At 41.5% G+C, this 24,087-nt stretch carries 23 protein-coding genes and 1 pseudogene; 17 read left to right on the forward strand and 7 right to left on the reverse strand.

The window, feature by feature from the left end; all coding sequences use genetic code 11:
- Window positions 1–47 precede the first annotated feature (47 nt).
- Window positions 48–1,433: an arginine utilization regulatory protein RocR gene (gene rocR / locus V6D41_RS16175; RefSeq protein WP_333518889.1), complete on the reverse strand. Its 1,386-nt coding sequence runs from the start codon at window positions 1,431–1,433 to the stop codon at window positions 48–50.
- 240 nt (window positions 1,434–1,673) lie between these two features.
- On the opposite strand from rocR, the gene rocD reads away from it, so the two are divergent.
- From rocD to rocF, 3 genes are all read left to right on the forward strand, one after another.
- The gene (rocD, locus tag V6D41_RS16180; RefSeq protein ID WP_148963193.1) at window positions 1,674–2,879 is read left to right on the forward strand and encodes an ornithine aminotransferase; all 1,206 of its coding nucleotides are present in this window, start codon (window positions 1,674–1,676) and stop codon (window positions 2,877–2,879) included.
- A 223-nt stretch (window positions 2,880–3,102) separates the two neighbouring features.
- Complete coding sequence (locus V6D41_RS16185) at window positions 3,103–4,506, forward strand: amino acid permease (protein WP_333518890.1); 1,404 nt, start codon at window positions 3,103–3,105, stop codon at window positions 4,504–4,506.
- Between the two features lie 73 nt (window positions 4,507–4,579).
- Window positions 4,580–5,470 (forward strand): arginase, encoded by an 891-nt coding sequence (gene rocF, locus V6D41_RS16190; protein WP_333518891.1) that lies wholly within the window; start codon window positions 4,580–4,582, stop codon window positions 5,468–5,470.
- A 292-nt stretch (window positions 5,471–5,762) separates the two neighbouring features.
- Here rocF and V6D41_RS16195 read toward each other — a convergent pair whose 3' ends face one another.
- On the reverse strand, window positions 5,763–5,879 hold the full coding sequence (locus V6D41_RS16195) for a Phr family secreted Rap phosphatase inhibitor (protein WP_333518892.1): 117 nt from the start codon (window positions 5,877–5,879) through the stop codon (window positions 5,763–5,765).
- Window positions 5,880–6,977 (reverse strand): response regulator aspartate phosphatase RapG, encoded by a 1,098-nt coding sequence (gene rapG / locus V6D41_RS16200; RefSeq protein WP_333518893.1) that lies wholly within the window; start codon window positions 6,975–6,977, stop codon window positions 5,880–5,882.
- Between the two features lie 110 nt (window positions 6,978–7,087).
- On the opposite strand from rapG, the gene V6D41_RS16205 reads away from it, so the two are divergent.
- The 11 genes from V6D41_RS16205 (at window position 7,088) to V6D41_RS16255 (ending at window position 16,453) form a co-directional block, all read left to right on the forward strand.
- Window positions 7,088–7,558 carry a GNAT family N-acetyltransferase gene (locus V6D41_RS16205; RefSeq protein ID WP_333518894.1) on the forward strand — a complete coding sequence of 157 codons (471 nt, stop codon included), beginning with the start codon at window positions 7,088–7,090 and terminating at the stop codon, window positions 7,556–7,558.
- A gap of 158 nt (window positions 7,559–7,716) precedes the next feature.
- The gene (locus tag V6D41_RS16210; protein ID WP_333518895.1) at window positions 7,717–8,454 is read left to right on the forward strand and encodes a hypothetical protein; all 738 of its coding nucleotides are present in this window, start codon (window positions 7,717–7,719) and stop codon (window positions 8,452–8,454) included.
- A 10-nt stretch (window positions 8,455–8,464) separates the two neighbouring features.
- Complete coding sequence (locus tag V6D41_RS16215; protein WP_333518896.1) at window positions 8,465–9,628, forward strand: hypothetical protein; 1,164 nt, start codon at window positions 8,465–8,467, stop codon at window positions 9,626–9,628.
- An 18-nt stretch (window positions 9,629–9,646) separates the two neighbouring features.
- Window positions 9,647–9,895: a DUF2651 family protein gene (locus V6D41_RS16220; RefSeq protein ID WP_333518897.1), complete on the forward strand. Its 249-nt coding sequence runs from the start codon at window positions 9,647–9,649 to the stop codon at window positions 9,893–9,895.
- Between the two features lie 101 nt (window positions 9,896–9,996).
- Window positions 9,997–10,167 (forward strand): hypothetical protein, encoded by a 171-nt coding sequence (locus V6D41_RS16225; protein ID WP_087993692.1) that lies wholly within the window; start codon window positions 9,997–9,999, stop codon window positions 10,165–10,167.
- Between the two features lie 62 nt (window positions 10,168–10,229).
- A complete protein-coding gene (gene fdhA / locus V6D41_RS16230; protein ID WP_333518898.1) occupies window positions 10,230–11,456 on the forward strand; it encodes a formaldehyde dehydrogenase, glutathione-independent in 1,227 nt (408 codons plus the stop codon).
- A 185-nt stretch (window positions 11,457–11,641) separates the two neighbouring features.
- Window positions 11,642–11,812 carry a CxxH/CxxC protein gene (locus V6D41_RS16235; protein WP_268519982.1) on the forward strand — a complete coding sequence of 57 codons (171 nt, stop codon included), beginning with the start codon at window positions 11,642–11,644 and terminating at the stop codon, window positions 11,810–11,812.
- Window positions 11,813–11,892: 80 nt separating this feature from the next.
- Window positions 11,893–12,372: a 23S rRNA (pseudouridine(1915)-N(3))-methyltransferase RlmH gene (rlmH, locus tag V6D41_RS16240; RefSeq protein ID WP_003226975.1), complete on the forward strand. Its 480-nt coding sequence runs from the start codon at window positions 11,893–11,895 to the stop codon at window positions 12,370–12,372.
- Between the two features lie 147 nt (window positions 12,373–12,519).
- Window positions 12,520–13,617 carry a hypothetical protein gene (locus tag V6D41_RS16245; protein ID WP_333518899.1) on the forward strand — a complete coding sequence of 366 codons (1,098 nt, stop codon included), beginning with the start codon at window positions 12,520–12,522 and terminating at the stop codon, window positions 13,615–13,617.
- A gap of 224 nt (window positions 13,618–13,841) precedes the next feature.
- A complete protein-coding gene (locus tag V6D41_RS16250) occupies window positions 13,842–15,035 on the forward strand; it encodes a DUF262 domain-containing protein (RefSeq protein ID WP_333518900.1) in 1,194 nt (397 codons plus the stop codon).
- On the forward strand, window positions 15,032–16,453 hold the full coding sequence (locus V6D41_RS16255) for an ATP-dependent nuclease (protein ID WP_333518901.1): 1,422 nt from the start codon (window positions 15,032–15,034) through the stop codon (window positions 16,451–16,453). Before V6D41_RS16250 ends, V6D41_RS16255 begins: the two co-directional genes overlap by 4 nt.
- A gap of 225 nt (window positions 16,454–16,678) precedes the next feature.
- Here V6D41_RS16255 and V6D41_RS16260 read toward each other — a convergent pair.
- Window positions 16,679–16,782, reverse strand: a pseudogene (locus tag V6D41_RS16260) (hypothetical protein); the annotation flags it as partial.
- Window positions 16,783–17,200: 418 nt separating this feature from the next.
- Window positions 17,201–19,126, reverse strand: a complete 1,926-nt coding sequence (gene fbp / locus V6D41_RS16265; protein WP_333518902.1) for a fructose-1,6-bisphosphatase — start codon at window positions 19,124–19,126, stop codon at window positions 17,201–17,203.
- Between the two features lie 526 nt (window positions 19,127–19,652).
- Between fbp and V6D41_RS16270 the strand changes: the two genes are divergently transcribed.
- A complete protein-coding gene (locus tag V6D41_RS16270; RefSeq protein WP_333518903.1) occupies window positions 19,653–20,282 on the forward strand; it encodes an ATP-binding cassette domain-containing protein in 630 nt (209 codons plus the stop codon).
- A gap of 20 nt (window positions 20,283–20,302) precedes the next feature.
- Entirely contained in the window at window positions 20,303–21,025 is a 723-nt protein-coding gene (locus tag V6D41_RS16275; protein ID WP_253268726.1) for a peptide ABC transporter permease, read from the forward strand.
- A 127-nt stretch (window positions 21,026–21,152) separates the two neighbouring features.
- On the opposite strand, the gene V6D41_RS16280 is transcribed toward V6D41_RS16275, so the two are convergent.
- Both V6D41_RS16280 and V6D41_RS16285 read right to left on the reverse strand, forming a co-directional pair.
- Entirely contained in the window at window positions 21,153–21,314 is a 162-nt protein-coding gene (locus V6D41_RS16280; RefSeq protein ID WP_333518904.1) for a hypothetical protein, read from the reverse strand.
- A gap of 27 nt (window positions 21,315–21,341) precedes the next feature.
- Window positions 21,342–22,052 (reverse strand): GntR family transcriptional regulator, encoded by a 711-nt coding sequence (locus V6D41_RS16285; RefSeq protein ID WP_333518905.1) that lies wholly within the window; start codon window positions 22,050–22,052, stop codon window positions 21,342–21,344.
- 157 nt (window positions 22,053–22,209) lie between these two features.
- On the opposite strand from V6D41_RS16285, the gene V6D41_RS16290 reads away from it, so the two are divergent.
- Window positions 22,210–24,078: a beta-glucoside-specific PTS transporter subunit IIABC gene (locus V6D41_RS16290; RefSeq protein WP_333518906.1), complete on the forward strand. Its 1,869-nt coding sequence runs from the start codon at window positions 22,210–22,212 to the stop codon at window positions 24,076–24,078.
- The last annotated feature ends 9 nt before the right edge of the window (window positions 24,079–24,087 follow it).

Here is a 24,087-nt window from a genome sequence, read left to right on the forward strand (position 1 = left end):
CCGTTTAACGACATACACGTCAGGCTTCCTGCGCCGGAATAGGGCTGTTACTCGGCAGGCGGGTGGGAAAATTTCTTCAGCCGGTATTGAAGGCTTTGTCTGCTGATGCCAAGCTCCTGAGCAGCTTGTGAGATGTTATGGCCGTGCTTTCTTAACACATTCTCAATCACATATTTTTCGAAGCTCTCCATTTTTTCTTTTAAGTCCGCGGCCGGCTGGTGTCTTGCTGTTTCCGGTTCTGAGATGTTGGCTGGCTTGATTTTCATGCGGTATTGATAGGGTAGATGGGAAGCCGTAATCGTTTGCTCATCCGTCATGAAATTCATTGCGCCTTCGATCATATGCTCAAGCTCACGAATATTTCCCGGCCAGTCATAAGATAGAAAAAATTGCTTCACGTCTTCGCTGATGTGTTCGACATTCATTTGAAACAGGTGGTTGTTTTTTTGGATGAATTCTGACGCGAGAAGCAAAATGTCTTCTTTCCGTTCCCGAAGCGGCGGGATGATCAGTGTCACGACGCTCAGCCTGTAATACAAGTCCTTCCGCATTCGTTCGCCCGCAATCGCGTCAATCGGGTCTTCGTTCATTGTGGCAATTATACGCACGTCAATCGCCGTATCCTTTGTCGAACCGATGCGCCTGATTTTCCGTTCCTGAAGAGCGCGTAGCAGCTTCGCCTGAAGACTCAGATTCAGCGAGTTGATTTCATCTAACAGCAGCGTGCCGCCATGTGCTTGTTCAAACAGTCCGGGCTGGTCGACAGCGCCTGTAAACGCGCCTTTTTTCGTTCCAAACAAAATGCTTTCTACAAGGCTGTCTGGCAGCGCCGCGCAGTTTTGCGAAATAAACGGGCCGCCTGAGCGGTCGCTGCCGTTGTGAATACTTTGCGCGAACAGCTCTTTTCCCGTGCCGGTTTCGCCTGCGAGAAGGACCGATGATGACGTGCGGGTTGCCCGCTTCGCGTTTTCGATGACATCTTGAATGGCAGGGCTGGTGCCGAGAATGCTGTCAAATGTATAAGTTGTGCTGCCTTTTTTATTCATATTCTCCCTGATCAGCCGTTCAAGCTTTGTCACATCTTTGGCAATTTCGACTGCGCCCCTGATTTTGCCGTCTTGGACGATGGGATATGTATGATTGATCGTCGTGATTTCCTGGCCTTTATTATTGAAGTAGCTCTGCTTCACATTTTTAATCGTTGTGCCTTCCTGAAGGGCCTGTACCAGAGTGCTGTCCTGCTGTTTAGAAAACATAAACACATCCATCAGGTTTTTATTGAGGACGTCATGCTTCTCCATATCTTCAATCTGCATCATTTTGTTGTTATAAACGATTGTGTTTCCATGCTCGTCTACCACGTGCAGGCCAACATCAATCTCATCCAAAATGCTTTGAAAAACCAATGTGAGGAATTCGCTGTCCTTGACCACTGTATGAACCTCCCTCAATTATTTTCTTAATATTGCTTCTATTTTATAAAAGAATGGAGAGGATATGCAAAAGAATTTTGCACTTGCTGAAATTTTTGCTCGAAATATCTGAATGTTTTTGCACCTTGTCCACGAAATTTGTAGAAAACACACGAAATCTTGATTTGGCACAGAACTTGCATTTATAAAAAGGGAAAGCAGGATAACATGTTGAAACAGAAAACAAGGGGGAATTCAAATATGCCAGCTTTATCTAAATCCAAAGAAATTATTGATCAGACGTCTCATTATGGAGCCAACAATTACCATCCGCTCCCGATTGTCATTTCTGAAGCGCTGGGTGCTTGGGTAAAGGACCCGGAAGGCAATGAATATATGGATATGCTGAGTGCTTATTCTGCGGTAAACCAAGGTCACAGACATCCGAAAATCATTCAGGCATTGAAGGATCAGGCTGATAAAATTACCCTCACGTCACGCGCGTTTCACAACGATCAGCTGGGACCGTTTTACGAAAAAACAGCTAAGCTGACGGGCAAAGAGATGATTTTGCCGATGAATACAGGAGCTGAAGCGGTTGAATCTGCGGTGAAAGCGGCGAGACGCTGGGCTTATGAAGTAAAAGGCGTGGCAGACAATCAAGCTGAAATTATCGCATGTGTCGGGAACTTCCACGGCCGGACGATGCTGGCGGTATCTCTGTCTTCTGAAGAGGAATATAAAAGAGGATTCGGCCCGATGCTTCCGGGAATCAAGTTAATCCCTTACGGCGATGCGGAAGCGCTTCGTCAGGCCATTACGCCGAATACAGCGGCATTTTTATTTGAACCGATTCAAGGCGAAGCGGGGATTGTCATTCCGCCTGAAGGATTTTTACAGGAAGCGGCGGCGATTTGTAAGAAAGAGAATGTCCTGTTTATTGCCGATGAGATTCAGACGGGTCTTGGACGTACAGGCAAGACGTTTGCGTGTGACTGGGACGGCATTGTTCCCGATATGTATATCTTGGGTAAAGCGCTTGGCGGCGGTGTGTTCCCGATCTCATGCATTGCGGCGGACCGCGAGATCTTAGGTGTGTTTAACCCGGGCTCACACGGCTCGACATTTGGCGGAAACCCGCTTGCATGTGCGGTGTCTATCGCTTCGTTGGAAGTGATGGAGGATGAAAAGCTGGCGGAACGTTCTCTTGAGCTTGGCGAATACTTTAAAAGAGAACTTGAGAGCATTGATAACCCTGTCATTAAAGAAGTCCGCGGCAGAGGGCTGTTTATCGGTGTGGAATTGACGGAAGCCGCGCGCCCGTATTGTGAGCGCTTGAAGAAAGAAGGGCTTTTATGCAAGGAAACGCATGATACAGTTATTCGTTTTGCACCGCCATTAATCATTTCGAAAAAAGATTTGGATTGGGCAATAGAGAAAATTAAGCACGTGCTGCAAAACGCATAAATCCGCACCACGGTGGGATATTCACTTCGTTTGTATAAATTTACAACAGAAAAATCAGCACTCCCTATTTGCCCAGCTACAATATTTTAGTATAATGTATCTTTATGAGAAGAAGTGAATTTTATATTAAATAGATAAAGGCTCTTTGGACAGCAAACTGGGATATGCACCGTGTAGTCGTTCCAGCTTAGATCCAATACAAGTTGCTGAAGGGGTGCAGAATGTGAATACAAACCAAGATAACGGAAATCAGCTCCAGCGGACAATGAAATCACGCCACTTGTTCATGATTTCATTGGGCGGAGTGATCGGAACCGGTTTCTTCCTTGGAACCGGGTTTACCATTAACCAAGCGGGACCGCTCGGCGCGGTTCTGTCCTATTTAGTAGGCGGCTTTATCATGTTTTTGACGATGCTCTGCTTAGGGGAGCTGGCAGTCGCCTTTCCTGTGTCGGGGTCCTTCCAGACCTATGCGACAAAATTTATCAGCCCGGCCTTTGGATTTGCGTTCGGCTGGCTGTACTGGCTCGGCTGGGCGGTTACATGCGCCATTGAATTCTTATCAGCGGGGCAGCTGATGCTCCGCTGGTTTCCGCACGTAGACGTGTGGATCTGGTGTCTGGTATTTGCGGCACTGATGTTTATACTAAATGCAATAACAGCCAAAGCCTTTGCAGAATCGGAATTCTGGTTCTCAGGCATTAAAATTTTGATTATCCTTTTATTTATTATTCTCGGTGGAGCTGCCATGTTTGGCCTGATTGATTTGAAAGGCGGAGAGCAGGCACCGTTTTTGACACATTTTTATGAAGACGGGTTATTCCCGAACGGGATAAAGGCAATATTGATAACGATGATTGCTGTAAACTTCGCATTCCAGGGGACTGAGCTGATCGGGGTTGCAGCCGGAGAAAGTGAAGATCCTGAAAAAACGATTCCGCGGTCAATCAAACAGACAGTATGGAGAACGCTTGTCTTCTTTGTTCTATCCATCATTGTCATTGCCGGCATGATTCCGTGGAAGCAGGCGGGAGTTGTGGAAAGTCCGTTTGTTGCCGTATTTGAGCAAATCGGAATCCCGTATGCCGCTGATATCATGAACTTTGTTATTTTAATCGCGCTATTATCTGTTGCGAATTCAGGTTTATACGCATCGACACGTATCCTGTACGCGATGGCGAATGAAGGACAGGCCTTCCAAGCGCTGGGCAAAACAAACAAACGAGGTGTGCCGCTGAATGCGTTAATCGTAACGATGGCTGTGGCCTGCCTATCGCTTCTATCGAAAGTGGCGGCGGCTGAAACCGTGTATATGGTGCTTCTATCTTTGGCGGGCATGAGCGCTCAGGTCGGCTGGATCACGATTACGCTTTCTCAAATCATGTTCAGACGCAAATATATTCGTGAAGGCGGCAAGAAGGAAGATTTGAAATTCAAAACACCGCTGTATCCGGTGCTTCCGCTGATCGGCCTGACGTTAAATACGGTGGTTCTCATCAGCCTTGCGTTTGATCCGGAGCAGCGTATCGCGCTGTATTGCGGCATACCGTTTATGATCATTTGCTACATCATTTATCATGTCGTCATTAAAAAACGCCAGCAGGCAAATCGTCAGCTAGAGCTTTAAAAACATTGTCCGCAAGTCATCTTTGTTATAACCCGCATAGGACATTATCTTATATGTTGAGGTGGAATCACAGATGGATAAAACGATTTCGGTTATTGGAATGCCAATGGATTTAGGACAAGCACGACGCGGAGTGGACATGGGCCCGAGTGCCATCCGGTACGCCCATTTGATTGAGAGACTGTCAGACATGGGTTATAAGGTTGAAGACCTCGGTGACATTCCGATCAACCGCGAAAAGATCAACAATGACGAAGACCTGAAGAACCTGAATTCGGTTTTGGCGGGAAATGAAAAACTCGCTCAAAAGGTCAACAAAGTCATCGAAGAGAAAAAATTTCCGCTTGTTCTGGGAGGCGATCACAGTATTGCGATCGGTACGCTGGCAGGCACAGCGAAGCATTACGATCATCTCGGCGTCATCTGGTATGACGCGCACGGCGACCTGAATACGCTTGAAACATCACCATCGGGAAATATTCACGGCATGCCGCTTGCCGTCAGCCTCGGAATCGGCCATGAGTCACTGGTGAATCTTGAAGGCTATGCGCCTAAAATCAAACCGGAAAACGTCGTCATCATTGGCGCCCGGTCACTTGATGAAGGGGAGCGCAAGTATATCAGGGAAAGCGGCATGAAGGTGTACACGATGCACGAAATCGACCGTCTTGGCATGACAAAAGTTATGGAAGAAACCCTAGATTATTTATCATCATGTGACGGCGTCCATCTCAGCCTTGATCTGGACGGACTTGATCCAAACGACGCACCGGGTGTCGGAACCCCTGTCATCGGCGGCATCAGCTACCGGGAGAGCCATTTGGCAATGGAAATGCTGTATGACGCAGGCATCATCACCTCAGCTGAATTCGTTGAGGTCAATCCGATTCTTGACCATGAAAACAAGACTGGACGAACAGCAGTAGAGCTCGCAGAATCCCTGCTAGGGAAGAAGTTGCTGTAATAAGAAAACCCCCGCATCCCGCGGGGGTTTCAGCGTGTCGACAAACCCTCGCATTCGTTGTCAGTCCTGCGCGTTGGTGCTCACGAATTACGGAAGGAACGGCGGCTAAATGCTTAGGCGTCCTGCCTAAACACCGCCGTCATCACATCCTGTGAAAGTCTGCTCCAATGCTCGTCCTTCCTCGACTTCAAGGGTTTTCAATCACGCTGATAGATGATAAAGTCCTAAAACAAAAACCGTTTTAGGACTTTGTCTACAATCTGAAACCCCCGCATTCTGCGGGGGTTTTGATTTATCCAATCATTTTCTCAGCGACTTTCATCTCCTGTGAATGGGTTTGATGATCCGCAATAAACCATCCTGATAAAATCACCGCTGCGACGCCTATACCAATCAGACATTTTTTCATTTATATAACCTCCGTTCTTTTGATGAATTCATCAATTTGTAATGCCTCATAAAAAAAGTGGGCAGCTTCTTTGTAAAGCTCATATTCCCTATACCGTTCGCCAGCCAAAATGGAAAGTTCTCTTACACTGTCATACTCTTTCTCGGACAACAAATCATCCATATGTTGTTTGCATAAGTGAAACGTTTCCGCATGACCTCCTTCTGCGTAAATGGCATATAAAATATCTATTTTTGCCTCACATATTCTATTCGGCTCAGCCGTCAATTTTTCCTTCACTTCTTGGTAATAAGATAAGGCCTGTTCTTTCTTTTGAGTCTTAAACAGCTCTCGAATCAGCAAATAGTTAGAATGATAGTAATAGGCGGAGCGTGCATATTCTTTGTGTTGTAAGGCCTCTTCTAATTTGGAGACCGCTTCTTCTGATTTGCCGCTTTGCGCATGAAGAAGTCCGAAGTTATGCAGAAGCTGGGCTTCGAAAAAATGATCCTCTAATTCTTTCGTCATCCGAATCGCCTCGTCCAAATACGTTTCAGCTTCTTCAAACTGGCTCATCTCGGTGAAATTGCCTGACATGGTGATCAGCGCTGAGGCCAGTTTCTTTTTATAATCAGTCTCTTCCCTGAACGTTTTGACTGCTTGCCGTGTATGATTGAGAGACACAATATTTTGTCCCAGTTTATAATAGAGCTTTCCAACCTTCAAATGAAATTCGGCTTTTTCAATCGGGTCGGGAATGTTGCCAAGATACTGCTCCGCCTCTTTATACAACCCAATGGCGATGTCGTAATTATTTTTATAGGCTTCATACATGCCTTCAAACAGAAAAAAGTAATATTTCAGCATGTCTGACGTAGCATTCATATGAGAAGGCTCCTCATGCTGAAAACCCTGTCCTCTCGCCTCGTGAAGCAAAACCTTGTGGCGCAGTTCCAATAAGGAGAAGTAGGCAAGCACCTCCTGATCCTCTTCCATGTCATCCAATAAAGGCTTCACTTCTTCAAAAATACGGGAGGACTCTTCAACTTCATGTTTCTTGATCGCAAGATACCAGTCATTGAGCATGTTAGCGATTTCTGCGGGTGCAATCTTATTCATTTGAAGCTCCTTTCTCTAGTGACTTATCAACCTCAGTTGTTTATTCTGATAGTAACACCACTTTCTATTTTATGTAAAACCCTATAGTCAATAAATGAAGGAGCGATGATATGACAATGATGTTGAGACCCATGCAGACAGAAGAATTTAAGTCTTATCTTACGTACACAGCGAAGCATTACGCGGAAGAGAAAGTAAAGGCGGGGACATGGCTGCCTGAAGACGCACAGCTATTGTCTAAGCAGACCTTTTCTAATTTGCTTCCGAAAGGCCTGGAAACTCCCCATCATCACTTATGGAGTCTCACGCTGAATGAAAAGGAAATCGTTGGCTGGCTCTGGATACACGCTGAACCGGAGCATGCGCAACAGGAAGCGTTTATTTACGATTTCGGGTTATATGAACCATACAGAGGCAAGGGCTACGCAAAGCAAGCGTTGGCGGTATTAGACCAGCAAGCACGCAGTATGGGAATTCGGAAGCTGTCCCTCCACGTCTTTGCCCACAATCAGGCGGCGCGGAAGTTATATGAGCGAACCGGATTTCAAGAAACGGACGTGGTGATGAGTAAGAAGCTTTAATGTTATATAAGGCCTGATAAAGGCCTTTTTTTGCGGACACCTTCTGTAAATGATTTCTAAAAATTCTGTAAATGACCTAGTTACTTTCCTTATTTTCCTAATATAATGTGGGTGAAGGAAGTCACCTTCCCTACATTCAAAAGAAAAGAGGAGATGTAATGAAGTTCAAGAAACGGGTGGTATTGTTTATGGTAGCGCTTACAATGTGTGGCGGACTGTTTGTTTCTCCCGCCAAAGCCGTCAAGACCACAAACTATGCAGAAGAAATCGCCGCACTTCAGCCAGGCACGACACCGGAAGAAATCATGAAGTCCGCCAGTCAGATTGCCAAACAGCAGCACGTCAAGCAAGACGTCATTCTGAAACAATTCTATGAAGAAATCACTGCGGATAAAGCAGAAGGCGACAGGCTCGCCAAGGAAAGCGGCATGTCCATCATGGGCGGCTCGTCCGGTACGAAAAAACTTCCGACAAGCGCGAAAGGGAATATCTATTACACCAACTCCTACACAGCCTTCTACAACCACGGCCACGTCGGCATGTACTCCGCCGCTGACAAAATTGTTGAATCTGTCCCGAGCGACGGGGTCAGGCAGATCGCTTACAATGCCAGAGACGTGGAAGACAACTCCATCGTGCAAACAGTCAGCGTAACCTCTTCTCAAAAAACATCCGCTGCCGACTGGGCGGTCTCAAGAGTCGGCGACGCATACTCATTTAACTTCGTCAATAACAGAAATACCGGCCATGATGGCGCCAAAAACTGTTCAAAGCTCCTATGGTCCGCCTTTTTGCTGAAAGCAGGCATTGATATAGATGGCAACGGAGGCTTAGGCGTATATCCGCGCGACATTACAAGCTCTTCCTATACGTCAACCATCATGACCATTTACTAAGGAGAAAGATATGAAGAAGTGGATGATTACCATCTCCATGCTGATTCTTGCAGGGATCGCACTATTTGTCTTCGTTTCTCCTCTCAAAAGCCATAAAGCCGTGAATCAGCAGGATCTCAGGGACACCGATTTTCTGGACGACAAGGACATCCTACTGTATCTCTCAACCTCTGCGGATCAAGATGCATTTGGCGGCGGGAAAAGCTACGCCCTGTTTATCAGCGGAGACGGGTCGCTGTCTTCTTTTAAGATGAAGGGTCTTGAGCTGGGCTCAGCCAAGGTTCACGACGATAGTGTGATGCTGGAGGACAAAAACACGATTTTCACAATCAAAAACGGCCTGCGCTCCCATAAAAGAGCCTATCAACACACCGGTGACAGCGCGGGCTTTTTACAACAGACGGACGGTTTTTACACCCTTTACAACTCCGGCTACGATAAAAAGGGAGACGGGTACCGCTCAGAGCTGTACCGCCAGATGGACGGAGAGTGGAAAAAAGACGTTATCCCCTATTACATCCGCGCATCCGGTTTTCATGACGGCGCCATTTACGCACTGATCCCGACAGCTGACGAACAAGGCTATCAGTTCCTCCAGATTCAAGTGGATCAACAGAAGCTCACCTATCACACGATAACAGAATGGCAGTACCGGGAAGGAGCCTCAATCGAATCCCAGCTTGCTGTAGACGATCAAGCTGTCTATGTCATGATGCGCGGCCAAAAGGCGAGCAATCTATATCAAATGGTCAAAATCAACAAGAAAAGCGGCAAAGTAGAGCTGTACGATATTGCCGAATACAAAAACGACGAACAAACGATTTACAACTCCATGCCCTTCAGCTTTAAAAACAGCTTTTTCTCTCATGATGGATACCTGTACTTCATTGACGGCTTCGGAAAGGTATACAAAATCAATGGCAAGACAGGAAAATCAACCATTGCCTTCACCCTTTCACCAGAAAAAATGAAAGCCGATTTCAAAGAAATTACCCGAAAAGGCAGCAATCTTTATTTCTTCACATACGCCTACAACCAGCCTGCATACATTGAACAATACAGCCTAAAAACCGGAAAGAAAGTGAAGGAAAAAGAGAATGGGAAGGTAAAAGATGTCGTGACGCCGAAGAGTCATTTGAAGCTGTATGATTTTGAGGTGATGAAGGATTTTTAAGGTGAAGGGGGTTCCGATTTGGGAGCCGTTATACTGCTCGTCGTTTTTGTTTTTCCGATGATGTCAGGCGTAATCGGTGCAGCGGGTTATCTCCTATGGAAGAAAGTTTGGATTGGTCCGCTCATCGTGCTTATTGCGAGTTTGATATTGTTGTTTACGTTAGCCTCTGGCAACAGTTCATTCATGTTTTGGGTTGTGCTTTATACTGCAATTGCATTAGCAGCCAGTGTTGTCACATTATTTCTCAGGAAATTATTATTCAACTGACCGCTGTTTATGAAGAGACTTGTGAAGTCTCTTTTTTTGTTGAATCCAATATTGCAGTGATTTTAGGTATGGTATAGAAAAGAATGTAAAGGAGGGATCAAATGGGCACCAAACGTGTCATGCTGCAAGCAGCGATTATTGGTCTGACTTCGGCGGTTACTGTGTTCCTGCTGAACGGGGGAAAAGCGGGCTGGCTGGACATCGTCGGAACCATTGTCGGGTGCTGGCTTGGTATTTTTATTGTCGTTAAGATGCAGAAAAAACAGTCGTGAAAAAGGGAAAGGGTCATGCCGAACCGAAGTCATGTTCAAGGACGCAGAGTCCAAAAACATGAATGGGAGGAATGACGTTGACTGGAAACAAAGCGGTTGTGTACAAAGGCGAAGGAACTGTAGCGGTGGAGGATATCGGTTATCCGGAGTTAATCTTGAAGGACGGGCCCGGCGTTCCGAAAGCGAATGTGAACCGAAAATGTGAGCACGGGGTGATTTTGAAGGTGCTTACCACAAACATCTGCGGGAGCGACCAGCACATGGTGCGAGGCCGCACGACCGCGCCGGAAGGCTTGGTGCTCGGGCATGAAATCACGGGAGAAGTCATTGAAACGGGTCGGGATGTCGAATTTATCAAAAAAGGCGACATTGTATCCGTACCTTTCAATATTGCCTGCGGGCGCTGTGTGATGTGCAGAACGCAGAAAACGCACGTGTGCCTGAATGTCAATCCGGAACGGCCAGGATCGGCTTACGGCTACGTCGATATGGGCGGCTGGGTCGGCGGCCAGTCTGAATACGTCATGGTGCCGTACGCCGACTTTCAGCTTTTGGTGTTCCCTGATAAAGAACAGGCGCTAGAAAAGATTCTCGATTTGACCATGCTGTCCGACATTTTCCCGACTGGCTTCCATGGAGCTTATACAGCGGGCGTGCAAACAGGTTCAACCGTCTATATCGCGGGAGCGGGGCCTGTTGGCTTGGCAGCTGCACACTCCGCCCAGCTCCTCGGTGCTTCGACGGTGATTGTCGGCGATCTGAACGAAGACAGACTGGCACAGGCGAGAAGCTTCGGCTGTGAAACGGTCAACGTGCAAAAACACGACCGTCTCGGCGAGCAAATTGAACAAATACTAGGTGAACCGACCGTTGATGCCGCAGTGGACTGTGTCGGCTTTGAAGCAACTGGACACGGCAGCCAGGGGGAAGCGCCAGCCGCCGTACTGAACTCGATCATGGACGTCACCCAGGTTGGCGGAAGTCTCGGTATTCCAGGCTTATACGTGACCGAAGATCCCGGTGCAAAGGATGCGGACGCCAAAACAGGCTCTTTAAAAATCCGCTTCGGACTCGGCTGGGCTAAAGCCCACACCTTCGTCACCGGACAAACACCCGCTATGACATACAATCGCAATTTGATGAAAGCGATCCTGAGCGGCAGAGCGCAAATCGCAAAAGCCGTCAACGCCACCGTCATTTCTCTGGACGACGCGCCAAACGGTTACAGCGACTTCGACAAAGGTGCCGCGAAGAAATTTGTGATTGATCCGCATGGAACGTTGAACTAAATCAAGAGGGAAAGCCGGACGTTCTGGGAACGCCGGCTTTTTTGTGAGAAAACGAATTCATCAACAGCTTTGCTTGTCGAATTGTGGATAAAACTCAGCCCGAAGCACTACTAACATGTGAATAAATAGGTTATATTGGGAAGAGAACATTTGCAGAATGCAAGAAAACATCGGAGGACTTAAAAATGAAAAATGCTTATTATTCCTGTGAAGAACACATCGAAACGGTGCTGGATATGTACATAGACGACCACGAGCTGCCGCCCGAAATCAGAAAAATCGAACATACTAACAGTTTATCCACAGCCTGTGAATTATGTGGAGACCCCGCAGTATATATAGTGGGGAACGAATGATCTTACACAAAATACAGAAAAGATATCCACAATTGTGGACAACATATATGAATAACTTGTTTCTAAAGTGGGGATGACCTGTGAATATCAATATTGTGACAATCGGAAAACTAAAAGAAAAATACCTCAAGCAAGGCATTGAAGAATACACCAAACGACTTTCTGCCTATGCAAAAATCGACATCATCGAACTCCCGGACGAAAAAGCGCCGGAAAACCTAAGCGACCAGGACATGAAAATCATAAAAGACAAAGAAGGCGACCGCATCCTATCAAAAATCAGCCCCGACGCCCACGTCATCGCCCTCGCCATCGAAGGAAAAATGAAAACATCCGAAGAACTAGCCGATACAATAGATAAGCTGGCTACTTATGGAAAAAGCAAAGTCACCTTCGTCATCGGCGGATCACTCGGATTGAGTGACGCAGTGATGAAGCGAGCGGATGAGAAGCTGTCGTTCTCAAAAATGACGTTTCCTCATCAGTTGATGCGTCTCATACTAGTCGAGCAGATTTATCGGGCTTTTCGGATTAATCGTGGGGAGCCTTATCATAAGTGAATGAGTTTTTTAGAAAAATTGCATTTTAAGGGAGAGGTTTAATGTATTTAGAAGTTGCAGTAATTGATTATTTAAATATAGACGGTAAACTAACCAACTTTAATATTACACCAAAGGATTTAAACTCTTAGAAATGGAGGGAAACTAATGCATTTAATGTATTCATCTCCTGCTTCTAAAATGATTAGTTTTATTAATTTAGACGACTTCTTGAGAGAAAAGGAATCAAGAGATTATATTTTGATTATGGATTCTAATGTAAGTATATATTTAGAAAACTACTTTGATGACCCCGTTGGTACAATCAGTAATTGGAATAATAATAATAATCATGAATTATTAACAGACTTTTTTGAAATGATTAAGTGTATAAGAGGAAGAAAATTAGAATTTAGTATTAGTAACGCATTAAATGAAAATTGCAGAGATATTCTGGGGGATTATTCTTTAAATACAGATAAATTTATTCGTAGAATAGACAAAGCTCAGTATTTAATTGAGGATTTATCTATAAAAGATGTTCTTTATCCTTCTGGGCCATTTGTTTCAAGTAATGATATCAATTATATGAGGATGGTTTTTCAACCCATAATTAATGCCTTTGATTCTCCAGAAACATCAACGAATTTAATATTATCATATGTTTTTACACTTAAGATAAAGCAACTAATTAGTGACACCAGTAAGAATAATTTTCAAAAATTAAGAGACTTTTATGACTTTATGACTAATAAGGTTGATGTTATTAGTTTAGTTCATTGGGGCACAGCTATACTTTGCTTCGGGGGACTAAAATTAAAAAGCGGAAAGAACATAACAAAGCTAATACATATTACTAAAAAGAAAAACATGTCAAAAAGGGAGTCATATATAAGGGGAATCTGGAATGCAGCTCTTGATTTAGCTTGGGTTGTAGATGTATGTCAAGAAATAAAACACAATAATAAAATACCAATATTTGTAACTAATGATGAAGCGATCAATGAGATAATGAAAAGGTATACAATACGTATGTTTTTTAAAGGTGTAGATAACATGCCTGTATTGGCGGAATTTGATTTATCAGGAACTAATTTCAATAAATCATTCGTTAAGGAGCTTAATGTACTGGAAAAAGACCTTATGACACGCCAAAGGAACGATGGGCCAATTAGGTATTTTAAAAATAAAAAATACTTAGGTGATGAATTTCGTAAGCGTTTGATAGAAATTAAGGAAGAATTAGAAGAGCATATTGCAGAGTAATAATAGAAAAATTAAGATTGATAAATCCAGAAATATAAGATCCTTCTATAGATGATTTTGAAATGCATATAGCTTTTACAAAGGGCACAACGAGCTCTATTTAAAGTATGAACCATAAGGTGATATAAATTGTCTAGTTATTAAATTTATGTTGGGTCATTTTTAATTTTTTTTTAAAATATTCATGAGTAAAAACTTTATATAAGCTATGAGGAGGACTTTTTTTGAAATGTACTGTTACTGAATTAGAAATAGAAACAATATATGGACGAATTAAAGGTGGCGATTTAAATTTAAGTCCAGACTTCCAGAGAGGGGAAGTCTGGAGTGTTGCAAAAAAGAAAAAGTTAATAGATTCAATACTTAGGGGATGGAGAATACCACCTATACATCTCATTGAAACTCCAGAGTATACAGATGAGGTGTTAGATGGACAACAAAGGTTAGCAGCTATAAGAGACTTTATAGAAAATAGATTTAAAATTGATGGTAATTTAAAACCAATAGATAAAAACATCTCAACTTTAGACAACTTAAAGTTTACTGATTTAGAAATAAACTATCGACGGAAATTTAAAAAGTATAGTTTAACTGTTATTAGATTAACTGAATTTTCTCCGGAGGAACCAGCCGAGTTATTTTTCAGACTGAATCAGCCTGCAACTTTAACTTCTGCAGAGCAAAGAAATTCTTATATTGGAGACACAAGAAATCAAATTAAACAACTTGTAAACTATTTTGAAGAACTAGGTGCTAATAAAGAAACAATTGGATTTTCCAATTCGAGAATGGCTTATGATGATATTATCTCGAAATTTTGTTATACCCTTGAGCTTAAAAGTCTCAAAAAGAAAATTACATCTTCTAATATATCAGAAAAGTATAGAAATAACGATCCATTTAGTAATGAGGTATTAGAGGAAGTTAAAGATACTATTGAATTTTTTACAAAGAGTTCAAAGAAAGGTCAAGATAAGTTTCTAATAGCAAATTTGAATATTAACAAGGCTACTTTGTTTAGTTGGTTAGTATTTTCATATAGGAATAAAAATAACATTATGATGGAAGAGATGGCAGAGCTAATTTACACATTTGAATATGCGCGCGAAGTTATCAAAGGCAAAATTAAAATAATACCATTGGGGTTCCAAAAAATAGCAGATCTTCTGGATAGTAACGTTCTTTTAAATCAAATGCTGTTAATTTTTAATCAAAGAGCTAGCATGGGAAGCACTGATGTAAATTCAATAATATATAGAGATATTATTTTAGAACTATACCTAAAAATATATTTCCCTAATATAAGAAATAACGTTGATCTAGATGTATATAACATAAATGGAAATGATAGAAGTGTAGGTTCTTTACTTGAGTTGATAGCACATAAATTTAATTGGGGAGGCACTATTAATCAATGATACGTTCAGCTAAAGTCCCTGATATATGGAGGAAAATAGATAGAAATAATTATAGATATTATATTGAGAGTATAAATTTAAATGGAATTTTAGGAATAAATGAACCAATTAGTTTTAGAAAAGGTATCTTCTCGATTTGCGGTTTAAATGGAGTTGGGAAATCAACAGTTTTTACAGCAGTAAAAGATATTTTAGGCTTAAGTATAAGTGATAGAGATAGGGTTAAGATAAAAGACATTGAGGTTACGGGCAAACTAAAAGATGGTAATAAAGATATTACACTCAAGAATATTGATGGAAAAAGATTAATAGATGTTGTTGAAGGTGAACTCACCTTAGAAGATATCAACTTTCAAAAGCTTATCCGAATTTATGATTATATTGACCAACCTAACTTTAATGAATTAGTTGAACAACATGATGATAACATATTTGATTATGATGATTTACAATCCCTTAATTATTTAATTGGAAAAACATATGATTCTGTAGTTTTAAGGGAAATTGAAGTAGAGGATGAAAAAGTTATCCCTTATTTTCAAGTGAAATGTAATGGTCTTGAGTATGACAGTTTAAAAATGGGTACAGGAGAACACTTCTTATTTTACATTTATTGGTTATTCAAAAGGATTTTTACATACGGAATATTATTGATTGAAGAGCCAGAAGTATTTATTAGTGTAAAGTCACAAGTTAAATTAATGAACTTTATTGCTAAGAAGATCAATGATCACAAATTCTCTGTAATTCTAGTTACACATTCTCCTTTTATTCTGAAGAATCTAAGTACTGAAAGGATGTTGATTTTAAATAATTATTTAGATGTTATTGACGTAAATAGTCCAAAATCTAAAGAAGAAACATTAGAGAATTTAGGGCTTTATACTAACAAAAAAGGCATTTTTATTTTTGAAGATATATTAGCTATTGAGTTTTTCAAAAGCATGTGTAAAAAACATGCAAACTATTTATTGAAATATTTTGATTTAGAAAAGGTTAATGGCTTTTCTGAAATAACTAAAATTTTAAGCATTCCTCGACTAGATAATATGAAATATAATATTGTAGGCTTTTATGATGGAGATATGAAGAATAGTGGTAAGATTTCGATTGAATCTCTAAATATGCCATATAAGTTTTTACCAGGTGAAAAAAGCCTGGAGGAAGAATTTATGGAATTAACTCGCTCTCATTTTGTTGAACTAAGTACTAAATTAGGTATTGATGAGAGAGATTTTAGAATGATATTAGGTAATCTTCAAGGCAGTGAATCACATGATTGGTTGATGGAAATATCAAATAAAACGCATATCGATTTTAATTTAGTTGTTGATATATTTTACAATTTGTGGGAAATGAAAAATGAGGAAGAGGTGAAAGATTTTCTATATGACATAGAAAAATTAGCTGCAGATTAAAATTATGTAATTAATTGCAATTTGGATAAATAGTATTGAAGAGTGTATAGAGTTTGAAAATGGAAGTGAGTGGGAGACCTTATGAAACATAAATGGATTTATTGTAAAAGGATTGTTCGAAGCAAAATTCTAATGCAAGTCTGTTTTCCCCACAGTGTTTGAAGTAAACTATTTTTATTTTTCTTTCACCATCTTCGTAAAGAGAAAGAAGATAATGAATACTTAAAAGTAATTCATTGGATTATTAACGATGTTCATCTCTAGTGAAATATGTAATAGTATCCAGAGAACGACAATGCTAGTATTGCTGGAATGATGATTTTGTACATTTCCGACAACCTTCCATAGTAAGTAACAATAGAGGGGAGCGATCCCGATCCCCTTCTTCATCTGTTCAACACGGAGATATGGAAATTTGATATGTTATCGTGATATATCTCTGAGAGTTGATGATGGATAAGAGGTCCTTCACAGCAATGTGCCTCAGTTCCATTGAGTAGAACTTATGATATTTTAATGTACCGCACTCTCAACTTGACTATGACGTGCAGAAGTTCTCCATTCTCGAATAGGTGTGAATGCTGTATTTTTTTGAATCTCTTTCACCGAAGCATTTATCACATTCAGAGTTTTCCTCCTTTTTATTACGTTTTTCCAATCCTGAAAAAACTCCCTGAAGAAACAGATTTTATAATTCATCTATCTACCTTCCGGGAGAGTATACCATGATCTCTGAACCCCATACCCTCACTTCATATACCGATACTCCCGCAAACTCTCCAAAATCGCAACTTCCTGCAACAACTCTTCACCAACATTCGTTTCCTTCACTTTCTTCCGCTCAAGCTCTTTGTCCACTAATCGCTTCACGGTTAAGACGTCGGTTCCGGTGCTTAGGACTTCTGCCTTGGAGTTGAAGTGTTTATGGGCAACGAGCTGCATGCCGTAGGAGTTGTATAGCAGCGTGTAGCCGGCGATGCCTGTTGTGGATTGGTAGGCTTTGGAGAAGCCGCCGTCGATGACGATCATTTTTCCGTTTGCTTTGATTGGGTCTTCTCCTTCGATTTCTTTTACTGGTGTGTGGCCGTTGATGATATGGCCATGATCTGGATTGAGTCCGAATTCTGCCAGGATGTTTCGGCAGGTTTCCTCGTCTTCACGTAAATAATAATACGGGTTTTTCTTCTCTTTATGCGTTTCCTTCTCTTTAATGAAGTACCGCTCAAATGTCGTCATGGCGCGTTTTCCGAAGAGGGAAGAGTACTCGCCTGTCCATAAATACCAGACCATATCTGTCGCCAGATCATCGGTTTCTTCTGGGTGAGCAAAAGATTCTCGTAAAAACCGTTCAAATACATCGAGCAGCTCACGGCCCGCATAGGCTTTATCCTCAATCATCATTGTTTCCATATTGCCATTATCATCGACAGGAATACAGCCGTGAATTAACAGGTTGCCGTTATATTTTAAATAAAGGCTGCCTTTTTTCATCATGAATTTCATATGGCGGCCCAGCTTTTCGGAATGCTGGACAGAGAATAACAGCTTGTCCAGCACTTCTGCTTCTTCATCTAACAGCTCATCTGGCTGTTCCGGGTTAATCGTTGCAAAGCAGGTGTTTTCCAGTTGATATGTTTTCCCGTGCAGCGTGATTTCATTTTTATCATAATCAATTTTCTCTAGTAACAAGCGTTCTTCCATATTAAAGTTCGGCCGTCTCTTAATAATCGGACTCTCAAGCTTGAATTGGATCATCGCAATCGCTTGATGAATTTTTGTGATTTGCTTAATCTCAGCTTCAGGCCTGTTTTCATCAGCTTTTGGACGGAAAGCTGGATTATCATCGTAATATTTTTCGGCAAGGTTCAGCAGCGGTCTGAGATTGATGCCGTACACGTCTTCAATAATATCCAGGTTGTCATAGCGGGCACAGATACGGATAATATTGGCCAGGCATACTTTGGAACCGGCATAAGCGCCGAGCCAAAGGACATCGTGATTGCCCCACTGAATATCGACAGAATGATAGTTGATCAGTTCTTCCATAATCCGATCCGGCTGCGGACCGCGATCGTAAATATCGCCGACAACATGCAGATGGTCGACCACCAGTCGCTGTACGCTGTAAGCAAGGCCGGTGATCAGCTTATCAGCCTGGCCAAGTTCAATAATCTGATCTATGATTTCAGAGTAATATTGCTCCTTGTTGGCGGCTTCTTCTGTTTTGTACAGCAGCTCCTCCGTAATATAAGCAAACTGGGCAGGCAGTGCTTTGCGCAGTTTGGAGCGGGTATACTTCGAGGAGCAATAAGAAACGAGCTTAATCATTCTGTTAATCGTTTCTTTATACCAGTCATTTAATGCTTCTTTCTTATCAAAGTCGTGTTTGATTAACTTCAGTTTGTCTTCTGGATAATAGACCAACGCTGCTAATTCATCAATTTCTCTATCGTAAATGACACCGCTGAAAATATCGCGAATTTTTTCTTTTACTCGTCCTGAACCATTACGCAGCACGTGCTGGAATGCCTGATATTCCCCATGCAGATCACTGACAAAATGCTCGGTGCCTTTTGGCAGGTTCAGAATCGCTTTCAAATTAATGATTTCCGTTACCACTTTTTCTTCACAATCGTATTTTTGCGCGAGTAAATCTAAGTATTTGCTTTCCAAAATCGTCCATCCCCTTTTTAGAATAAACCCCTATTTATGAGCATGTGCATGATCAGGTGAATTTAAAAGTATGACATTATTTTTCATCATTAGACCTTTATATGATAGTAACGCATAACTCCTTTTAGAGACAATGAAAATGAGGGAAAGAGGGCCGAGATGAGCGGGGATAAAGAAAAAGCAGAAAAAAGAGAGAAAGATTAAGGCAGCTAGAGCTAAAAAACCTTTCAGCAGTATCTACGGAGGAGGTTATTTAGTCAAGGGCTTAGACTGAAAGGTTCAGTATCCCCCTTATTCTTGTTATCAATATGTATTGATATGGTATTGACGATCCGTTTATTTGGCTTGTCAATTATCATGTAAGGAATTACCTTGAGGAAACTGCCGTTGTTGTACATTGAGTGTTATATATTGTAAACTGGAGTAAAAGATATCCAAATTAATCATCAAACAACATTTCTTACAGTTCCGAACCGGAAACGAAAGAGGCACCTTGAAAATTCAAATATTTCCTAGGAGTATGTATATGAATATAGCGAATTATACTTTAAAAGTTAAGGGGAAAACGTTACTTCAGGACACTGACTTGCATTTTTCGAGTGGGAGAATCAATCATGTTGTCGGAAAAAATGGAGTCGGTAAATCACAGCTTGCTAAAGACTTTTTATTAAATAATAGCAAACGAATCGGCAGAGATATTCGTCAAAATGTATCTTTAATATCTAGCTCGTCGAATATACCTCATGATGTTTCTAAGGACTTTTTATTACACTTTTTGAGCGAAAGGTTTGATTCCGAAAAGATAAATAAGATTGCACATTTACTTAATCTTGATAATATCGACGGTAAAGTTCTTATTAAGAATTTGAGTGATGGCCAAAAGCAAAAATTAAAACTGCTTAGCTTCTTACTAGAGGATAAAAATATTATTGTTCTAGATGAAATAACGAATTCATTAGACAAAAAAACGGTTATAGAGATTCATGGCTTCATAAACAAGTATATTCAGGAGAACCCAGAGAAGATTATCATTAATATTACACATGATTTGTCTGATTTAAAGGCGATAGAAGGGGATTATTTTATATTTAATCACCAAGAAATCCAACAGTATCATTCAGTGGATCAATTAATTGAAGTGTATATAAATGAGTAATAAAACAGTGGGGGCTTAAGATGAAATTAGAGTTTAAAAAGAGTATAAGCAACAAAGTTTTCATTATTTTAGGATCTATGTTCGTGTTTTTATTTTTACTGGGATATTTTTTACTGGTTGGAATCGATAAAGTCAGCCATGTTACACCTGAGATGTTTTTCTTTAGCTCCTATACCGTTGCGACCCAGTTTGGTTTAATGTTATTTTCATTTGTTATAGCTTTCTTTATTAATAGAGAGTACTCAAACAAAAATATTCTCTTTTACAAATTAATTGGGGACAACATCTATACCTTCTTTTATAAAAAGATAGCTGTTTTGTTTTTGGAATGTTTTGCGTTTATCGCATTAGGCCTGCTAATTATATCGTTGATGTACGGTGATTTTTCGCATTTTACATTATTACTGTTTTTATTTTCCGCAGTTATATTACAGTATATTTTCATCATTGGAACGATAAGCATGCTATGTCCAAATATATTAATTAGCATAGGTGTAAGTATCGTTTATTGGATGACTTCTGTTATTTTAGTAGCTGTAAGCAATAAAGTGTTTGGTTTTATTGCTCCATTTGAGGCAGGTAACACGATGTATCCCCGAATAGAAAGAGTATTACAATCTGATAACATGACACTTGGGAATAATGACATTTTATATATTATTTTATATTTAGTTTCAATCATGATCATAAATGCGATTATACTTCGCTTTTCTAAAACAAGATGGATCAAAATGGGCATATGATAAAGGAAGCTACTTCTCTCAGTGAAGTAGCTTTTTGTGTGCATCTATATTGTCGTTAAACTCTGAGATAAATCCATGTGGCCTGTTGATTTTGTTAAGGGGGGTCTTCCTGCTTGTATCACCCAATCTATTGTTGTTTTTCTTTCATCACCTTCATAAAGAGGAAAAAGATAATGAATAAGATAAAGTAATTCATTGGATTCTTAAAGATGCTCATCTCTAGTGAAATCTGTAATAGTATCCAAAGTACGAAGATGGCTAGTATGGCAGGAATGATGATTTTGTACATGTCGACACCTTCTGTAGCGAAGCAGCCCTACAACAAAAAACTATTCGCCTGCACTACAAACTGCGACTGCTCATAATTATAAGAAATCTTCGAGAAATCAAACGGAACGCCATTCGTCAGGTGAAAAATACTTTCTATATACAGCTTCGGCAGTCCAGCCTTCAGCTCCAAATACTTCGCTTCCTCTTCATTAAGCTGTCCCACGTGAAGAAACAAGTCAGAAAAACCGATTTTTAATCCCAGTCCTTCGCGGATGTAATGGAAAATTGAATGAGAAACGATTTCGTTGTTTAAATATGTCACAATGGATTTGCTGTAATAGGACTCTTCGAAGCATAAGGTTTGGTTGTTGATGTAACGGACCCTTTTAACAAAGTAGACGTCCTCATCAAGTCCGATGTTCAGATTTTCTGCCGCTTCCGGTGTCGGCTTTCTCACGTCCAGTTCAATGACTTTTGAGGTGATATTGAAATCCTCGAGGTCTTTTTTAAATCCCTGATTCGACAGGAGGCTGATGTAGCCTTTTCGTTTATGTTTTCTGACGAAGATGCCGCTTCCTCTGAGCTGAAAGATCGCGCCTTTTTGTTCTAATAGATCTAAGGATTTTGTGATTGTGCTTTTGCTGACTTCAAATGTGGTCATAAGGGTTTCTAGCACTGGCAGTTTGTCTCCTTGTTTCAGCTCGTGTTCTTCTATATACTTTTCAATTTCTGCTGCGATTTGCTGGTACTTTAACATACGCATTCCTCATTTTTTCGTTTAGTTTCACTTGTCAAAATTATAGCATAAACCGCTTACAATTATAGTTAATGAATAAATATTTTGTTTGGGTATTGATAAATTATACCGGTACAATTATAATGAAAGCGTAACCAAAACGAAGGGGTGGGTGAAAATGTCGGGGAAAGTGAGAGATTATAGCAGACTAGCAAAAGACATTTTGGAGGCCGTAGGCGGGGAAGAGAACGTCATTGGAGCTTCTCGCTGCGCGACGAGGCTTCGGTTGGTGCTGAAGCGGTCTAACCCTAAAGCGAAGGATATCGTGAAATCGATGCCCGGCGTCATTACGGTGGTAGAGAACAGCGGCCAATTTCAGATTGTCATTGGACAGCACGTGGGAGAAGTCTTCGAAGAATTTTCAGAGCTGGTCAATATTGATCTGTCTGAGGAACAGAGCGAGAATAAAGGGACGGTTCTGAACCGGATCATTGCGACGATGTCAGCGGTGTTTGCGCCGTTTGTATACATTCTGGCCGCAGCTGGTATTTTGCAAGGGGCATTAATTATCATTAATTTATTGTTTGATGGCTTTGAGAAAACAGGAGCTTATCAGGTCTTTAGTTTCATATCTTGGGCGCCGTTTACGTTTTTGCCTATTTTTATCGCAATTACGGCATCAAAGCATTTTAAGACCAACATGTATATCGCTGTGGCGTGCTGTGCCGCGTTAGTCAGTCCGACATGGGCGGAGATAGCCGTTCAAATCGCAGACGGAAAGAGTATTTCTTTCTTAGGGATTGCTTTATCGGAAACAACATACACGTCCTCCGTTCTGCCGCCATTATTTTTAGTGTGGATTTTGTCTTACCTTGAACGATTTTTGAATAAGAGAATGAACGAAGTGGTCAGGCCGTTATTTGTTCCGTTTCTGTGCATGGTGGTTATGGTGCCGTTAACGATTGTCCTCATTGGCCCTGTGACAACATTAGGCGCAAATGGAATTGCAAACGGTTACAACTTCTTGGCGGAAAACGTGCCAGCTTTGGCTGGAGCGATCATCGGCGCCTTCTGGCAGGTCATCGTCATCTTTGGGGTACATTGGGGCATCACGCCGATGGTATTGGCGAACTATGATTTATACGGACGGGATTCATTCCAGGCGTATCAAACGATTGCGGTCATTGCGCAGGTTGGGGCGGTGCTTGGCGTCATCCTTAAAGCGAGAAACAAGGAAACGAGAAAAGTCAGCGTTTCAGCTGGGGTTACAGGCTTGTTTGGCATTACAGAGCCGGCGATTTACGGTGTGACCTTGAGATTTAAGAAACCATTTATCTTTGGCTGTATATCCGGCGCGGTTGGGGCCGTTGTGGCAAGCTTTTTCAATCCGTATTACTTTGCGTATGCGGGGCTTCCGGGACCGCTGACGATCGTGAATGGCATCAATGAACAATTCCCTACGTCCATTTGGGGCATTTTGATCGGTGCGGCGATTGCGATTATTCTCCCTGTTGTGCTGATTCAAATCTTTGGCTACGGTGAAGATACAGCTGCACTGCCGGATAAGGAAAATCTTAAAACGGCACAGGCAAATGAAGAAACAGTATATGCACCGTTTAGCGGCAAGGTGATCCCGCTTTCTACGGTGCCTGATGAGGTATTCAGTTCAGGCGCAATGGGACAAGGGTTGGCGATTGAGCCATCTGAAAATAAGCTTTATGCTCCGTTTGACGGAACCGTCGTCATGGTCGCGCCTACAAAGCATGCGATCGGCCTTCGTTCGGCGTCTGGCGTCGAGTTGCTTGTGCATATCGGGCTGGATACAGTGACATTGGACGGCACTCCTTTTTCCTTGAAAGTGAAAGAGGGCGATACAGTCAAAAAAGGCGAAGTGCTTGTAGAATTTGATAAAGCTTTCATTGAAGAGAAAGGGTTAACAACGATTACCCCAGTCATCATCACGAATTCACATGCGTATCAGGAAATTCTCATCGAAGATATTGAAGAAAGTGCGTTAGACCAAAAATTATTTACAGTCGTAAGCTGAGGAGGAATA

The sequence above is a fragment of the Bacillus sp. 0102A genome, from assembly GCF_036765155.1.
Classification (GTDB): Bacteria; Bacillota; Bacilli; order Bacillales; family Bacillaceae; genus Bacillus; species Bacillus subtilis_G.

What these genes read in the sequence shown, in the direction of transcription:
- rocD (WP_148963193.1), top strand. Translation starts at nt 1,674, where the DNA reads ATGCCAGCTTTATCTAAATCCAAAGAAATTATTGATCAGACGTCTCAT.
- rocF (WP_333518891.1), top strand. Translation starts at nt 4,580, where the DNA reads ATGGATAAAACGATTTCGGTTATTGGAATGCCAATGGATTTAGGACAA.
- V6D41_RS16195 (WP_333518892.1), bottom strand. Translation starts at nt 5,879, where the DNA reads ATGAAAAAATGTCTGATTGGTATAGGCGTCGCAGCGGTGATTTTATCA.
- rapG (WP_333518893.1), bottom strand. Translation starts at nt 6,977, where the DNA reads ATGAATAAGATTGCACCCGCAGAAATCGCTAACATGCTCAATGACTGG.
- V6D41_RS16205 (WP_333518894.1), top strand. Translation starts at nt 7,088, where the DNA reads ATGACAATGATGTTGAGACCCATGCAGACAGAAGAATTTAAGTCTTAT.
- V6D41_RS16210 (WP_333518895.1), top strand. Translation starts at nt 7,717, where the DNA reads ATGAAGTTCAAGAAACGGGTGGTATTGTTTATGGTAGCGCTTACAATG.
- V6D41_RS16215 (WP_333518896.1), top strand. Translation starts at nt 8,465, where the DNA reads ATGAAGAAGTGGATGATTACCATCTCCATGCTGATTCTTGCAGGGATC.
- V6D41_RS16225 (WP_087993692.1), top strand. Translation starts at nt 9,997, where the DNA reads ATGGGCACCAAACGTGTCATGCTGCAAGCAGCGATTATTGGTCTGACT.
- fdhA (WP_333518898.1), top strand. Translation starts at nt 10,230, where the DNA reads ATGGGAGGAATGACGTTGACTGGAAACAAAGCGGTTGTGTACAAAGGC.
- V6D41_RS16235 (WP_268519982.1), top strand. Translation starts at nt 11,642, where the DNA reads ATGAAAAATGCTTATTATTCCTGTGAAGAACACATCGAAACGGTGCTG.
- V6D41_RS16245 (WP_333518899.1), top strand. Translation starts at nt 12,520, where the DNA reads ATGCATTTAATGTATTCATCTCCTGCTTCTAAAATGATTAGTTTTATT.
- V6D41_RS16255 (WP_333518901.1), top strand. Translation starts at nt 15,032, where the DNA reads ATGATACGTTCAGCTAAAGTCCCTGATATATGGAGGAAAATAGATAGA.
- V6D41_RS16270 (WP_333518903.1), top strand. Translation starts at nt 19,653, where the DNA reads ATGAATATAGCGAATTATACTTTAAAAGTTAAGGGGAAAACGTTACTT.
- V6D41_RS16275 (WP_253268726.1), top strand. Translation starts at nt 20,303, where the DNA reads ATGAAATTAGAGTTTAAAAAGAGTATAAGCAACAAAGTTTTCATTATT.
- V6D41_RS16280 (WP_333518904.1), bottom strand. Translation starts at nt 21,314, where the DNA reads ATGTACAAAATCATCATTCCTGCCATACTAGCCATCTTCGTACTTTGG.
- V6D41_RS16285 (WP_333518905.1), bottom strand. Translation starts at nt 22,052, where the DNA reads ATGTTAAAGTACCAGCAAATCGCAGCAGAAATTGAAAAGTATATAGAA.
- V6D41_RS16290 (WP_333518906.1), top strand. Translation starts at nt 22,210, where the DNA reads ATGTCGGGGAAAGTGAGAGATTATAGCAGACTAGCAAAAGACATTTTG.